Origin of the sequence: Nitrososphaera sp., from assembly GCF_013388945.1 — an archaeon.
Classification (GTDB): Archaea; Thermoproteota; Nitrososphaeria; order Nitrososphaerales; family Nitrososphaeraceae; genus Nitrososphaera.
The window spans coordinates 27,741-42,243 of record NZ_JACAEH010000012.1 but is presented as its reverse complement, the minus strand read 5'-3'; the positions used below and the strand labels follow the sequence as shown (position 1 = coordinate 42,243).

The window sequence follows — 14,503 nt, the reverse complement described above, 5'->3', positions numbered from 1 at the left end:
GCGTCAGTCACCGTGGCCCATGAATTCCAGGAACTCGCGCTCTGTCTTGTGCTGAAGGACGTAGTTGAACTTTTTCTCGTGCCCTATGGTCGACGTGGCCGTAGAACCATAATCATGGCCCGGGTAAACAACGAGTTTCTCGTCCAGCCTTCCCACCTTTTCAAAGAGGCTTTTGTACATCTCTTTGGGGTCGCTTCCCGGCAGGTCGACCCTGCCGCAGTTGCCCACAAACAGCGTGTCGCCGGTGAAAACAAGCTGGCCGTCGAGCACCAGGCACATGCTGTCCTTGGAGTGTCCCGGCGTGTGCACGACGCGGAGCTTGATGCTCCCGACGGTTATCACGTCGCCGTCTTTGACCGTGATGTGGTTTTCAAGCTGCGACGCCTCGTGCTGGACTATCTTGGCGCCTGTTACTTTCGCGACCTGCTCGTTTCCAAGAACGTGGTCAAAGTGCGAGTGCGTGTTGATAACGTACTTTGCCTTCCAGCCGTTTTTCTTGAGTGCGTCAAATATCTCTTCAAGGTCCCACGACGGGTCGATAACCGCGGCCTCATCTGTCTCCTCGTCTGCAACTATGTAGGTAAAGTTTGACATCTGGCCCACTGGAATCTGTAATATCTTCAAAGCACTCCCCTCTCTGCCTCCGGCGGTATTCCTATCCGCTCGACGTGGACAGGGCCCGTGAATTTCCTTGCGGCTTTTGTCGCCAGCCCTTTTTTCATCCTGTGAAATGTTATAGTCGCGTCCGCCCTTACCGCCCTGTCGTGGATGGAGCCGGTGTTGGGGTCAAGGCCCGACGGGACGTCGATTGCAAGCACGTACGCCTTGGACCTGTTTATGGCGTCTATCGCAGACGCGTGCGGGTCAGAGATGTCGCGCTTTATGCCTGTGCCAAATATGCCGTCAAGTATGACGTCTGCAGAGAGGATTTTCCTGCGCACCGCGTCGCTCACCTCTTTTCCGAATATTATCTCGATGCTGTCCATCTTTTCGACTATGCCCCAGTTGAGCCGGGCTTCCTCGCTCTTGACGTCGGAAGGGCTGCCAAGCAGGATGACAGAAGTCTTTGCGCCGTAACCTGCAAGATGGCGAACAGCAACCAGGCCGTCGCCCCCGTTGTTGCCGGTGCCGCAAACGGCCACCACTTTTTTTCCTTTCAGGCTCTTGAACTTGGCTGCCACAAAATCTGAAATGCCGTGGCCGGCGTTTTCCATCATCAAAAAGCGCTTCATGCCTATTGCCGTGTGGCCGTTTTCCTCAATCCTGTACATCTGGTCGGACGTTATGGCCCCGCCTCTCATCTGAAAGGCAGCTCCCGCTCCAACATAAAAACTAATTTTCGTCGTCCTTTGCGAGGAATTCCCTGAGCTCTTTGCTCATGTCAGCCACGTCGCCAAGGGTCAGATCGTCAGGTTTGTCCTTTCGGACCCACGTTATGTAGCCGTCGTTGTCCACGATTATCGCCTTTGAGCGCTCCAGAAAGCGCAGGATCACGGTTATCTTGTAAGTGTTCATTGACGGCAGCAGCCTGCCGAGGTCCCGAAGGCGCGGGTAGCCTTCAAAATTTCTGATGGCCGCAAGAAACTCGTCGACTTCCTGCTCTGTTACCTCGTTTGCCGGCCTTGCCTTTCTGTCTGGCTTTCTGCGCTTCATTTCAGAAACGGGAATTCAAGCGTCGACCTGTCAAGCCCGAGCACCGGCACGTAGAGCGACTGGGCGTCGCTTCCAAGGCTGTCGACGTAGGAATAGTCGCCGGTGAGCCTCTTGAGCTGGATGAACTTTTTCGCCGGCTTGGCTTCCTGAACGACATAGTGGACGGTGGAGTTACCGACGGCGCCGGTCTGTATGAAAAGCACGTGCCTGCCGCCCTGGTTTATGTGGTACAGCATCGGAACGACGCCGAGCATGGACTGCGACGAGTAGATGATGACCTTGAGCATGTCGCCCAGGTTCTCGTATTTCAGGTAGACTATGTCTGACACGCCGGGGATAAGATGGCCTCTACATATTTCCTTTTTGAATTTCTATCCGCTTCTGCGCAGCCCTGACGTATTCCTCGCTTGTGTCATAGCCCACAAAGCGCCTGCCTGCCTGCATGGCTGCTATGCACGTGGTGCCCACGCCGCAGAACGGGTCCAGGACCACGTCGCCGGCAAAGGTATACAGCTGGATGCACCTGAGCGGCAGTTCCACCGGGAACGGCGCGGGGTGGCCTACCTTCCTTGCCGACTCGGCGGCAAAGTCCCAGACGCTCTTTGTGTATTCCAGGAATTGCGCCTTTGATATGGTGCTTTTCTTCCCTTCTGCCTTTCTTGAAAAATCGCCCTTTGAAAACACCAGTATGTATTCGTGCACATCCCTCAGCGTGGGGTTTGAAGCGGACTGCCAGCTGCCCCACGCAGTCGACGTGCCGGCGCTGGAGCCCTTGTTCCATATCACCTCGCCGCGCATCTGAAAGCCAGAGGCAAGCATGTCCTGTATGACGTAGCTGTGGAGCGGTATGTACGGCTTTCTGCCCAGGTTTGCCACGTTGATGCACGCCCGCCCGCCGTCTGCCATGACGCGGTAGAGCTCTGAAAAGACCCGCTGCAAAAGCGAGCGGTACTGCTCAAGCGTGAGGTCGCGGTCGTACTCCTTTCCCACGTTGTATGGCGGCGACGTCACGACGAGGTGGACGCTCCTGTCTGGAAGCTCGTCCATGCTCTCGCTGCTCTTGCAAAAAACGCGATCTATTGATTCAGGCGGTACGATGTTTTCCTGCGCGCCTGCGGCGCTCCCGGATTTTGCAGAATAGAGCTTGCGGCTGTAAAATGCCGACGAATCGTGGCTTTCTCTTCGCGACACTCCAAAGTCGCTTGTCTTTGTGGGGCCGCGCCTTGCCAACGCACTTGGGATGCAGGTCAGGCCTTATAACTTTGCAAGCCCCGGTGTTTTCATACAGTGGCTGACTCTATGCCCCGGCTTCACGGCGCTTTTATACAATTCTCTTGAAGTCTGGTCGAGCATCGCGAGGTAGCGGACAGGATGAAAACAGACATAGCTGCAAAGAGCGCCATTGCGGTATTTCTCACACTCCTGCTAGCTGGAAATGTAGCTTATGCGCAGGGAGGGCCGCCTGACGTCGAGCTTCCCAAGCAGCTTACAGTTGCACTGAGCGACGGCTTTTCAGTCTCGGACATCCTGACAGCGACGATCCCCATGATCACACGTTCTATAACAGACACGCTTTCCATCGACGATTCCACGCAGCCTAACAAAGCCTCGGCAATCAAAATGCTGACAGAGAGCAAGGTCACTATCAAGACCGATGTGAAAAAGAAGCTCAACGCATTCCGCTTCGTCTTCGAGAACCTCGATGTGAGCGATCCTGTTTCAGTCAAGGGGCCTTCTGCGATATCCATATCAAACCCGATTGGCATCACGGACTCGATCGAGCTGTCCGGAGCCCTTGCGCCGAGGGCGCAGCCCGTCATATCGCTGCAGCCTGGGCCGGCCACAGTGCTGTCTCCTGACGGCGACGGCGTTGACGACACGGTAGAAATATCCTTTGACTCGACTGCGAGGGGCACGTACGTCTTTGAGATAAAAGACGCGCAGGGCAATTTGGCATCATCTATAGAAGGGGCGATGGTGGCAGGCCGCAACTCGGTGACATGGGACGGCAAGGATTCATCTGGTAGCGCCGTTTCTCCGGGCACATACACCTACTTCATTTCCGCACGCAGCGAGGGCGGGCTGCGCGCTCCTCCTGCAGAAGGGGACGGGATAATAGTCGTCCAAGGGCCTTCGACTGTTCCGAACTTGCTGCCTGACTTTGAGCTCAATTACGTGACTATCATTGCTGCCGTTGCAGTTGCAGCGGGCGGGACCGCCCTTCTTCTGTTCATGCGCCGGAGAAAAGAGCTCGTGCTTTACCTGCCTGCCGCCGCGTCGGAGGTGATAGGGGACATAAAGGAAAAGTACCCTTCTGCGACGGTAGAAGACTTTATCGAGCAAGTTGAGGGCGGCTCCAAGCTGTACAAAGGGGTGAAGATAGAGAACCCCGGCAAGGACGACGAGAACTGGTTTACCGAGGTCATAAACAAGGCCAAACAGCTTGCTGGCGTGGACTCGGTCAACGTTAGTTACAAGGGCAAAGTACGCGCGGTCTAGGCAATCCGATAACATTTAACTGGCATGAAAGAGGTAATGCCGGTGCCCCGAACAACAGAGAGCGTGCTTGTACTGGTTGCAGCATTTACAATATTGTTGCCGCTGTCATACGGGCATGCACACGGGTCCGGCTCTGTCATTGTAGAAATCGTCCCCGGGGCGACGTACCTTGCCGACAAGGCGTACAGCCCAAGTCCCGTGACTGTCAAGGTCGGAGACACCGTGACTTGGATAAACAAAGACTCCGGCCCGCACACGGTGACGTCGGGCGACAGCTGGTTTGACCGCAACGCCGCCAGGGTTTTTGATTCAAAATTCATATTTCCAAAAAATGAATTCTCGTACACTTTCAAAGAGCCTGGAATCTACAACTACTTCTCAAACATCCAGGGGCAGTATTCGATGGTCGGGCAGGTGATAGTGGAAGAGGCCCCGCCGCGGCTGGCGCTGACAACACAAAAACAGTCGTATGCAGCCGGCCAGACGGTGGTGCTCCGGGGCGAGACTTCGATAGTGCAAAGCGTCCCGGTAGAAATCCAGGTGTTCAACCCGCAGGGCCGGGCCTACCTGTTTGACAGCGCGACTGTTGCAAACAACGGCTCGTTCACGTATTCCTTCATCGCTTCAGACACGCAGGGGACCGGCTCGTACAGGGTCGTTGCAACGTATCTTGGCTCCACCGCCGAAGCGACCTTCAGGCTTGACAAGTCTGCCGGCACCGGTACGGCCCAAAGTTCTGCCATTTCAGTCGCCGCCACATCAAAGGGCGCAGGCTCCCCGGTCACAATAACCCTGAAAAACACAGTTGCAAGCGGCATTTACAGATTCGCTCTCACATTGCCTGACGAGCCGACCTCTGTGCAGGCTCCGCGTGGATGGTCCGCGGACACCGATGGCACGACTGTCGTGTTCTACACCGACGACCGGCCAGTCGAGAGTGGCAAGCGCGTCGCCTTCCGCGTGGCTGCCGGCCCTGCCGTCTCGAGCTTTGACTGGACGGCCTTTGCAGGCAACGGCAGCGAGCTTGACAGCGGCACCGCAAGCGTCCGGGTCAGGCGCTAAGGCAGCTGCCGACAAACTCGGGCTTTAGAGTAAACACTGCTGCTGATTGTTGAGCACGCAAGCGCAGTCACAAAGATATTTATGCAATACGCATTTGTGATAGAAGCGGATACTTTTGGCAGACGCCATCTCGCACGACGTTCTGATAATAGGTTCAGGTCTGGCCGGCCTTCGCGCCGCCATATCTGCTGCGGCTGCCGACAGGAGCCTGAGCGTCGCCGTGCTGTCAAAGGTGCAGGTCATGCGCTCGCACTCGGTGTCTGCCGAGGGCGGGACGGCGGCGGTGCTGTACGAGGAAGAAGGAGACAACCCCGAGTCGCACATCTACGACACGATAAAGGGGAGCGACTTTCTCGGCGACCAGGACGTGGCCGAGCGCCTGGTTAAGAACATGCCCTTTGAGATATACCAGATGGACCACTGGGGCATGCCGTGGTCGAGGCGCAAGGACGGCAGGATAGCGCAGCGCAAGTTCGGCGGCTACTCTTTTCCCCGCGCCACTTTTGCGCAGGACAAGGTCGGATTTTACCTGATGCAGACGCTGTACGACACCTGCCTGAAATACGACAACATCCACTTTTACAACGAGTGGTTCTGCACGTCCATACTGCGCGACTCTGCCTTCCGCGGAGTGACTGCAATAGAGATGAAGACCGGCGACTTTACGGTGTTCAAGGCTCCGGCAGGCATCATCTGCACGGGCGGCGCCGGCAGGATATTCTCATTTTCCACCTACGCGTTTTCGTCAACGCCCGACGGCCTTGACATGGCGTTCCGCGCAGGCCTTGCGCTCAAGGACATGGAGTTTGTGCAGTTCCACCCAACAGGCATCATGCCGTCTGGCATACTGATAACCGAAGGCGCAAGGGGCGAAGGTGGCTATTTGATAAACAACAAGGGCGAGCGCTTCATGAGCAAGTACGCGCCGGGCAAGATGGAGCTTGCGCCCCGCGACGTAGTGTCCCGCTCTATGATAAAGGAGATCCAGGAAGGCCGGGGCTTCAAGCACGAGACGGGCTTTGACTGCATGAAGCTTGACCTGACGCACCTTGGAGCCGAGCGCATAAAGGAGGTGCTTGCAGGAATCCGCGAGATTGGGATAAAGTTTTCCGGAGTTGACATCATCGACGAGCCGATTGAGGTGAGGCCTGTCTGCCACTACATGATGGGCGGCATACACGCAAACGTGGACGGTGCCACGGAGCTGCCGGGGCTCTGGACCGCAGGCGAGGCCGCATGCAACAGCACGCACGGCGCAAACAGGCTTGGCGCAAATTCCACTTCAGAGTGCATAGTCTGGGGCAGGATAACTGGCGAGCTTGCAGCCGAGCACGCAGTCGCAGAAAAGACGCGCTCGTCAAGCATATCGCAGGAACAGGTGGCCGCCGAAGAAAAGCGCATCTACGACGGCATATTCCGCGGGGCCGGGAGCGTCAACCCCTACGACGTGCGCAAAGAGATGACAGACACGATGGACGCAAAGGCCTACGTTTTCAGGAACGAAGAAGGCCTCTCGTCTGCACTGAAAAAGGTGCGCGAGCTCAAGGCGCAGATGTGGAAGCACGTCGACGACAAGGCCAAAGAGTACAACACCAACTTTACAAACGTCATGGAGATAGACTCGATGCTGCGCACGGCAGAAGTCGTGCTGGTGGGCGCGCTCAACCGCAAAGAGTCGCGTGGCGCGCACGCACGCACAGACTATCCTGTCCGCGATGACGCCAACTTCTTAAGGCATACGCTCGCATACCATACTCCGGAAGGGCCGCGCATGGACTGGCACCCTGTAGTATTTACGCGCTACGCGCCTGTGGAGAGGAAGTACTGATGGAAGTCGCAGACCGGAACAACCGCGAGGGGCTCAAGGGCTGGCTCAACCCGGGCCGCTACGGCTGGGAGCGGGTGTCGTACTGGCTGCAGCGCCTGACAGGCGTCGGCCTGCTTGCGTATTTCGTGGGCCACGTCTACGAGACAAGCAGCCTTACGCAGGGGATTGACGCGTGGAACGCCATGCTTGAACTTACGCAGACGCCGCTTGGACACTTGATACTACTGCTCGTGATAGGCATGAGCACTTTTCACTCTGCAAACGGCATACGCCTGATATTCGCCGAAGGCGGCAAGGGTCTGGGCAAACCCGGCAGGCCCGACTACCCGTACGACGCAGTCTCGCTGAACTACCGCCAGAAATCCGGGATATGGATAGCGCTCATACTTGCAGCCGTTGCGATGCTGTACGGAGCGTCGGTGCTCTTTGGAGGCGAATAGCATGCTCAAAGAAAGCCAGATAATGAAAATCCACTACATGACAGGCATAGCCGCGCTTTTCGTAGTGGCAGTGCACATACTCATGCGCCTTGTCATGCCCTACAACCTGAGCCTTGAATACGACAACGTGATACTGAACTACCACAACCTGCCATACGCTGTATTGCTTGAATCTATACTGGTGCTTATTGCGATACACGGCTTTAACGGGCTCCGGATAATCCTGCTTGAGATGCGGCAGAGCAGGGGCTGGGAGGGCTTTGTAACAGTGGTGACTATAGCCGCCATGATGGGCGTGATAGCGTACGGCACGCGCACGATAATCGTAGCCAACGGGCTGTCGCTTGGGTGATAACATTGACAGAGACAATAGAGAAAATCGAACATCTGGACAAAAAGCGTGCAAAGGAGCACAAGGAAAAGGAGATACTGCGCTCGTCAGTCACGCTCAAGGTGCTGCGGGCAAACAGGGCCGCCGGCGAGCCTGCGAGGTACGACACGTACGAGGTGCCCGTGCAGCGCTCGACTACTGTGCTTGACGCGCTCTTGTGGGCAAAGCAGAGCAAGGACCACAGCATAGGCATAAGGTATTCCTGCAGGATGGCGTCGTGCGGCTCGTGCGGCATGAAGATAAACGGCATCCCGCGCCTTGCCTGCTACACCAAGGTGTCCGAGCTTGAAGGGAGCACGATTACCTGCGAGCCACTTGCAAACTTTCCGCACCTGCGCGACCTTGTCACCGACTTTTCCCAGTTCTTTGCGCACCACAAGGACATGAAGCCGTACGTCCAGAACAAGGCCGCGGATCTTGATCCAAGCCAGATAACGAAGCTGTCAGAGTTTCTGCAGACGCCCGAAGACGTCGACAAGTTCTTGCAGTTCTCGTACTGCATAAAATGCGGGCTGTGCTACTCGGCGTGCCCGACAGTCGCAATGGACACCCGGTTCCCCGGCCCCCAGGCACTAGGGCAGGCGTACAGGTACTTTGCCGACACCCGAGACGGCGCTTCAAAGGACAGGCTTGACATGGTGGACGAAAAGCACGGGATATTCAGGTGCCACTTTGCCGGCTCGTGCAGCACGGTGTGCCCGAAGGGAGTCGACCCTGCGCTTGGCATACAGCTTCTCAGGGGCCACCTGCTTGGCTTTTCAAAGAGCGAGAAAAAGGCAGCAGAATTGAAGGACAGAAGCAAGGCCTAGGCGGCCTTTGCCGGGTACTTGCTCTCGTTCACCTGCTTGTTTATGGCGTCGGCCATAAAGTGGTTGCTGACCTTCACCTTGACGTCGTTTATGCCTGCAAGTTTGTAGATGTTGTCCCTCACGTCCTGGGCTATCTTGAACCCGAAAACAGCTGGGCAGAACGGGCTTGTCAAATGAAGATCGACTGCGACCTTGCCGGAATCGATGTCTACTTTGTCCACGAGCTCGAGCTCCATTATGGACACGCCGATCTCGGGGTCCACTATCTTTGTAAGCTCGTCAAAGATCTTCCTGCGCGTCGCCTGCAGGTCGTCGGGCTTGCTTTCGGTGCCACTCATGATGCAGTTAATTCATTCAAAACACTATTTATTCATTGATTAGAGGAAAAAGATGTGCGCCTGGCCGCACTCGGGCGCAAGCCTGCAGGCTATCTCCTCCCTGCCTGACTCGTGCACGGGCTCGATGAGGTCCTTTGTCACCACGTCCTCCTTCTGGCCTGCGTAAAACCCGAGCACGACCACAAACTGCGTGCTGTCTGTCTGGGAGCGCAGGTACAGCAGCTGCCTGTCGCCGACTTGAAGCGAGTCGCAGCCGGAAAGGTCGCTTGGGTACTCTATGAGGCGGACTGGCTGTGCAAGGGCCGATTCCATGCAGACTCGACTGCGAGTTGGCTTAACTTTGCGCAAGCTAGCTTGCGTTAACAAAACGATGTATGCGAGCTAGCTGTTGTAAAATATTAAAATAAAGCGCTCAACGATGCAACTGCATGTACCGCTCCCTGCCCAAGGGCACGATGGACGAGGACGTGCTTGCCTTCCTCTCGTCAATCCAGCACGACCAGTCTATACTGTACTACGACATCGTGGGGAGCGAGGCGCACTCGATAATGCTCAAGGAGCAGGGGATAATCTCGCTTGAGGAGCTGAAGAAGATACTTGCAGCTCTTGAGGAGGCCAAAAAGAATCCCGCCGTCGTCGAGACGGAAGGTGCAGAGGACATACACGAGGCGCTTGAGGCGTTTGTGATAAAGCAGGCGGGGATGGGCGCCGGCGGCAAGATGCACACCGCCCGGTCTCGGAACGACCAGGTGGTGCTTGACATGCGCATGAAGGTGCGCGACGACATAAACGCGCTGTGCGCGTCTTTAATCGACCTGATAGGCGCGCTTGTAAAGCAGGCTGGCAAGAACCGCGACGCGGCGATGCCGCTTTACACGCACACGCAGCAAGGGCAGTTGGGAACGCTTTCGCACGTGCTCCTGTCGTACGCGGACGCGCTGTTCAGGGACCTTGAGCGCGCCTACCTGTGCTTTGGCAGGATTAACCAGTCGCCCCTTGGGGCATGCGCCATCGGCGGAACTAGCATAAACATAGACCGCAAGCGCACGGCTGTTTTGTTAGGTTTTGACGGTCTGGTGCGCAATTCAGTCGACGCCACAACTTCGCGCGACGCGTTCGTGGAATACGTCGCGTCGCTCTCGATACTGTCTACCACGCTTGCAAGGATGGCAGAGGATCTGATAATCTGGTCGACTGCGGAATTTGGGTTTGTCGAGCTCGACGACAGGTTCAGCTCGACTTCAAGCGCGATGCCGCAGAAAAAGAACCCTGACCCGCTAGAGCTTGTCCGCGCCAAGGCCGCGGTGATTGCCGGCCGGCTCGTGTCGGTACTTGGGATAACAAAGGGGCTGCCTTCAGGCTACAGCCGCGACCTGCAGGATCTAAAGCCGCAGCTGCTTGAAGCGTCGACAGCAGCGATAGGCGCCGTCCGCGTAATGAAAGGCGTCGTCGAGACTCTCAAGGTGAACAAAAAGAGGATGCTTGCCGTGTCAAAGACGAGCTATGCTATTTCGCTTGACATTGCAGAGCAGCTGGTCGCAAAAGGGCTGCCTTTCCGCAACGCACACAAGATAGTGGGCGCGCTCGTGGCAAGGGCAGCGGCAAAAGAGGCTCCACTTTCTGAAATCACGGTCAAAGACGCTGCGGCGGTGTTGAAGAAGGTCAGGCCGGAGAAAAAGCTGGGGGCAGAAGAACTTGCGCGCATCGCAAAAGGGATGACACCTGCAAGGTCTATAGCACTTCGCAGGTCCGCCGGCTCGCCAAACAAGAAGGAGCAGGACGAGATGATAAAGGCGGCCCGGACAAAACTTGCCGGCTACGAGGCTGGCGTCGGCAAGAGGACGAAATTCGTCCAGGGCGCGCTTGACAACCTGGCAAAGACAGTCGACAAGTATCTTGCCGCGTGACAAAACCTGCTGGGCTCGCACATTTTGCCCTCCTTTTTACTGCTTTTCGCTTTTTCAAGGTTCGAAATGGGCGGTTTCAGTCAAGAAACCTTATGAAATTCGCTATTTCAGGTGCGATAAGGTTTATATCGAGTCCGAATACTGTTGGATAATGGCAGAAATGTCGCTAAAATCAGACGATCCGAACTACTACGCGCACATGTACAACAAGATGGGGGGCCAGGACGCCGCCACATCCGGAAGAAAGGTTAGGATACTTGACAGCACTCTTAGGGAAGGCGAGCAGCACCCGGGCGTTGCCTTCACCATCAAGCAGAGGATCCAGATAGCCTGGATGCTCGACTCTTTTGGCGTCGACCAGATAGAGATAAGCCCGGTCGTGTCGCCGGACCACGTCGAGGCCACAAAGACAATAATCAAACAGGGCCTGCGCGCCGACATCGTGGCGCACGTGCGCGCGATAAAGTCAGACGTCGACGTGGCAATCGACTGCGGTGCGACGTGGGTCGCCACATACATGGGCATTTCTGACATTCATTTGGCGGCAAAACTAAAGATAAGCCGCGAAGAGGCAAAGATCCGCGCGCTTGAAGTGGCCGACTATATCAAGGCGCACGGGCTAAAGTCGCGCTTTACAATGGAAGATGCAAGCAGGACCGAGCCCGAGTTCCTCGTCGAGATGTGCAAGGAGATGAACAGGCGCGGCATCGAGCGCATCAGCATCCCTGACACAGTTGGCATCATGCGCCCAAGAGGAATGTATCAATTAGTGAGGATGGTCTACGACAACATTGACCGCTCGCGAACGTCGCTTGACGTGCACTGCCACAACGACGTGGGGCTTGCCCTTGCCAACGCGCTGGCAGGCTGCGAGGCAGGTGCAGACCAGATACACACCACAATAGACGGCTTTGGCGAGCGCACCGGCATCCCGTCGCTTGCCGAGACCGCGGTCGCGCTCTCGCTGATATACAAGTCAAACAACGACCTGCGCCTGCACATGCTCAAGGATCTGTCAAAGACGATATCAGAATACGTCGACCTCGGCGTCCCCGAGTCAAAGCCAATTGTCGGCGACAGCGCCTACAAGCACAAGGCAGGCACGCACCTCGCGGCCATCCTGCGCAACCCGGCCGCATACGAGATAATCGAGCCAAAGATAGTGGGCAACCGGCGCAAGATAGTGTTTGGCGAGCTTGCAGGCAAGAACGGCGCCGCCTACCTCCTCTCGCTCTTGGGGCTAGAGACTACCAAGCACGAGGCAGAGCAGCTTGCGAAAGGCCTCAAGGAGCTTCGCATGGGAGACATACTGGAGCTCTACCTTGACGAAAGGCTCGAGAGAAAGATACTTAATGACGAGCCGATGAAAGTAGGCAAGAAGGAATAAGGAAATGGTCAGCTGTCCAGAATGCGATGCAGAGATAAAGGTCCCGACTGACTCTATAGAGGGCGAGATTGTCACCTGCCCCGACTGCGGCGCCAGCTACGAGCTGGTCAAGGGCGCAAACGGGTTTGACATAAAACCAGCTCAGGTTGTCGGAGAGGACTGGGGACAGTGAGCGCCGGCGACGGCAACACCCTTGCTATTCTCTACGATACCATCCGGTGGGAGGAAAAGGCGCTCTACGAGGCAGCCCGGAAAAAGGGAGTCTCGGTAGAAAACGTCGACATCAAGGCGCTGCGCCTGAGGCTCGGCGGTCAGTCCGACTTCAAAGACAGGGTGGTACTCCAGCGTAGCGTGTCTTATTTCAAGAGCCTGCACGCAACGGCGGCACTTGAGGGGCTCGGCGCCAAGGTGATAAACCCGCTCAAAGTCGCAGGCATTACGGGTAACAAGCTGTTTGCCCACATGGAGCTTGAAAAGGCCGGCGTCAGGACGCCAAAGGCGATAGCCGCGTTTTCAGAAGAAGCAGCAATCCAGGCGCTTGACGAGTTTGGCTATCCTGCCGTGATAAAGCCAACCGTCGGAAGCTGGGGCAGGATGATAGGGCTCTTGCGCGACAGGGACGCCGCGCGGGCGGTAATCGAGGACAGGGAGCACATGTTCCCACTGTATCACATCTATTACTTTGAAGAGTTTGTAAAGCGCCCGCCCCGGGACATCCGTGCTATTGTCGTTGGCGACAGGGTGGTTGCGGCAATCTACCGCTACTCTGGCGACGGCGAGTGGAAGACCAACATGGCGCTTGGCGGCCGGGCAGAGGTGTGCCCCGTCACAGAAGAGCTGAACGACATCTGCATGAAAGCCACGAGGGCAGTCGGCGGCCAGATAGTGGGCGTCGACCTGATGGAGGGCGACGACGGGCTGATGGTGCACGAGGTGAACAACACGACAGAGTTCAAGAACACGGTCCGGGTAACGGGCGTCGACATCCCAAGCCTAATGGTTGATTACGCCCTGTCACTTTACAAAAGGTAAGAAAATTGGTATCGCCAAGCTACGCGGTGGAGCTTTTGCAAAAGGCGCTAGAGCTGTACACGCCTTCAAGGTCAGAAGCGGCGCTAGCAAACATGCTCAAGGACAAGTGCACAAACGAGCTTGGCTTTGAGCAGGTGTCAATCGACAGCGTCGGCAACGTGATTGCTTCAAAGGGCACGGGCGAGCCGCGCATACTGCTCTGCGGCCACATGGACACCGTGCCGGGACAGGTGCCCGTGCGCATCGAGGACGGCCACCTGTACGGACGCGGCGCGTCGGACGCCAAGGCGCCGCTCATCGCAATGCTCCTTGCGGCATCGCAGTTTCCAAAGCAGAGCGGCACCGTAATATTTGCAGGCGTGGTCGACGAGGAGGGAAACGCGACCGGCGTCAAGCACCTCGTGAAGAGCAAGCTTGCAGTTGACTATGCCATGTTCGGCGAGCCTTCCGGCATCGAGAACATCACAATTGCGTACAAGGGCAGGCTCGCTCTCCGGCTCACCTGCGACGTGGGCGACAGCGCGCACGCAAGCGCCCCCTGGCTTGCGCGAAACTCCGTGGAAGAGATGTACGATTTCTGGAAGGCTATCAAGTCAGAGATAGAGCGCGTAGGCACGGCTCCAAACAAGGCCAACTCTATCAGCTGCAGCCTGACAGAGATAAGCGGAGGCTCGAGCCACAACGTGACGCCGCAAAAGTGCAAGATAACGATTGACATGCGCATCCCGACTATAACAAACTGCCAGAGCGTGCTTGACACCGTGGACGCGGTGATAAGCCGCGTGGCAAAGGAAAAGGGCGTGAAAGCAACGTACCGCATAGAGGACAAGACCGAGCCTTTTGAGGCGGACCACTCGTCTGCGCTCGTTCGCGCCCTGTCGCTAGGCGTCCTTGACGTGCGCAAAAAGCGCCCGACGCTTTTGCGCAAGACGGGAACCGGTGACATGAACGTGCTTGGAAACGCGTTTAGGATACCCGTCGTGACATACGGCCCCGGCGACCCACACGACTCGCACACAGCCGACGAGCGCGTGAACGTCGACGAATACGTGGCAAGCATCGACGTGTTCAGCAGGGCGCTTTTCCACATGTCGCGCATACACAAGATGCGCAAGGACAAAAAGTAACATCATATAGGCCGCAAGCTGCCCCGGTTG

At 56.8% G+C, this 14,503-nt stretch carries 18 protein-coding genes; 11 read left to right on the top strand and 7 right to left on the bottom strand.

What is annotated here, in order from left to right; translation table 11 throughout:
* Positions 1-3: 3 nt before the first annotated feature.
* Genes HXY31_RS06800 through HXY31_RS06780 form a run of 5 tightly spaced genes read right to left on the bottom strand, consistent with a single transcriptional unit; the run spans position 4 to position 2,883 of the window.
* Entirely contained in the window at positions 4-624 is a 621-nt protein-coding gene (locus HXY31_RS06800) for an MBL fold metallo-hydrolase (protein ID WP_292641204.1), read from the bottom strand.
* Positions 621-1,301, bottom strand: coding sequence for an NAD(P)H-hydrate epimerase (locus tag HXY31_RS06795; RefSeq protein WP_292641202.1), 681 nt, complete (start codon positions 1,299-1,301; stop codon positions 621-623). The genes HXY31_RS06800 and HXY31_RS06795 overlap by 4 nt, the downstream gene beginning before the upstream one ends.
* Before the next feature lie 31 nt (positions 1,302-1,332).
* Positions 1,333-1,653, bottom strand: coding sequence for a hypothetical protein (locus tag HXY31_RS06790; RefSeq protein WP_292641200.1), 321 nt, complete (start codon positions 1,651-1,653; stop codon positions 1,333-1,335).
* Positions 1,650-1,982 carry a hypothetical protein gene (locus HXY31_RS06785; RefSeq protein WP_292641198.1) on the bottom strand — a complete coding sequence of 111 codons (333 nt, stop codon included), beginning with the start codon at positions 1,980-1,982 and terminating at the stop codon, positions 1,650-1,652. The genes HXY31_RS06790 and HXY31_RS06785 overlap by 4 nt, the downstream gene beginning before the upstream one ends.
* A gap of 19 nt (positions 1,983-2,001) precedes the next feature.
* On the bottom strand, positions 2,002-2,883 hold the full coding sequence (locus tag HXY31_RS06780) for a site-specific DNA-methyltransferase (protein ID WP_292641196.1): 882 nt from the start codon (positions 2,881-2,883) through the stop codon (positions 2,002-2,004).
* Between the two features lie 141 nt (positions 2,884-3,024).
* Between HXY31_RS06780 and HXY31_RS06775 the strand changes: the two genes are divergently transcribed.
* The 6 genes from HXY31_RS06775 to sdhB all read left to right on the top strand — a co-directional run bounded on the left by HXY31_RS06775 (position 3,025) and on the right by sdhB (position 8,682).
* Positions 3,025-4,152 (top strand): FlgD immunoglobulin-like domain containing protein, encoded by a 1,128-nt coding sequence (locus tag HXY31_RS06775; protein WP_292641194.1) that lies wholly within the window; start codon positions 3,025-3,027, stop codon positions 4,150-4,152.
* Positions 4,153-4,194: 42 nt separating this feature from the next.
* On the top strand, positions 4,195-5,214 hold the full coding sequence (locus tag HXY31_RS06770) for a plastocyanin/azurin family copper-binding protein (protein ID WP_292641192.1): 1,020 nt from the start codon (positions 4,195-4,197) through the stop codon (positions 5,212-5,214).
* Between the two features lie 115 nt (positions 5,215-5,329).
* On the top strand, positions 5,330-7,042 hold the full coding sequence (locus tag HXY31_RS06765; protein ID WP_292641190.1) for a succinate dehydrogenase/fumarate reductase flavoprotein subunit: 1,713 nt from the start codon (positions 5,330-5,332) through the stop codon (positions 7,040-7,042).
* Entirely contained in the window at positions 7,042-7,482 is a 441-nt protein-coding gene (locus HXY31_RS06760; protein ID WP_292641188.1) for a succinate dehydrogenase, read from the top strand. Before HXY31_RS06765 ends, HXY31_RS06760 begins: the two co-directional genes overlap by 1 nt.
* Position 7,483: 1 nt before the next feature.
* Positions 7,484-7,834, top strand: coding sequence for a succinate dehydrogenase (locus tag HXY31_RS06755; RefSeq protein ID WP_292641186.1), 351 nt, complete (start codon positions 7,484-7,486; stop codon positions 7,832-7,834).
* Positions 7,835-7,839: 5 nt separating this feature from the next.
* Positions 7,840-8,682 (top strand): succinate dehydrogenase/fumarate reductase iron-sulfur subunit, encoded by an 843-nt coding sequence (sdhB, locus tag HXY31_RS06750; protein ID WP_292641184.1) that lies wholly within the window; start codon positions 7,840-7,842, stop codon positions 8,680-8,682.
* On the opposite strand, the gene HXY31_RS06745 is transcribed toward sdhB, so the two are convergent.
* Both HXY31_RS06745 and HXY31_RS06740 read right to left on the bottom strand, forming a co-directional pair.
* Entirely contained in the window at positions 8,679-9,020 is a 342-nt protein-coding gene (locus tag HXY31_RS06745; protein WP_292641182.1) for an iron-sulfur cluster assembly protein, read from the bottom strand. The genes sdhB and HXY31_RS06745 overlap by 4 nt on opposite strands.
* A gap of 39 nt (positions 9,021-9,059) precedes the next feature.
* Positions 9,060-9,332, bottom strand: coding sequence for a hypothetical protein (locus HXY31_RS06740; protein WP_292641180.1), 273 nt, complete (start codon positions 9,330-9,332; stop codon positions 9,060-9,062).
* Between the two features lie 116 nt (positions 9,333-9,448).
* On the opposite strand from HXY31_RS06740, the gene argH reads away from it, so the two are divergent.
* The 5 genes from argH (at position 9,449) to HXY31_RS06715 (ending at position 14,473) form a co-directional block, all read left to right on the top strand.
* Complete coding sequence (gene argH / locus HXY31_RS06735; protein ID WP_292641178.1) at positions 9,449-10,927, top strand: argininosuccinate lyase; 1,479 nt, start codon at positions 9,449-9,451, stop codon at positions 10,925-10,927.
* Positions 10,928-11,087: 160 nt separating this feature from the next.
* The gene (locus HXY31_RS06730; RefSeq protein ID WP_342816149.1) at positions 11,088-12,314 is read left to right on the top strand and encodes a 2-isopropylmalate synthase; all 1,227 of its coding nucleotides are present in this window, start codon (positions 11,088-11,090) and stop codon (positions 12,312-12,314) included.
* Between the two features lie 4 nt (positions 12,315-12,318).
* Positions 12,319-12,486, top strand: coding sequence for an alpha-aminoadipate/glutamate carrier protein LysW (locus HXY31_RS06725; RefSeq protein ID WP_292641174.1), 168 nt, complete (start codon positions 12,319-12,321; stop codon positions 12,484-12,486).
* Positions 12,483-13,346 (top strand): lysine biosynthesis protein LysX, encoded by an 864-nt coding sequence (gene lysX, locus HXY31_RS06720; RefSeq protein WP_292641172.1) that lies wholly within the window; start codon positions 12,483-12,485, stop codon positions 13,344-13,346. The genes HXY31_RS06725 and lysX overlap by 4 nt, the downstream gene beginning before the upstream one ends.
* A 5-nt stretch (positions 13,347-13,351) precedes the next feature.
* The gene (locus HXY31_RS06715; protein WP_292641169.1) at positions 13,352-14,473 is read left to right on the top strand and encodes a M20/M25/M40 family metallo-hydrolase; all 1,122 of its coding nucleotides are present in this window, start codon (positions 13,352-13,354) and stop codon (positions 14,471-14,473) included.
* Positions 14,474-14,503 lie beyond the last annotated feature (30 nt).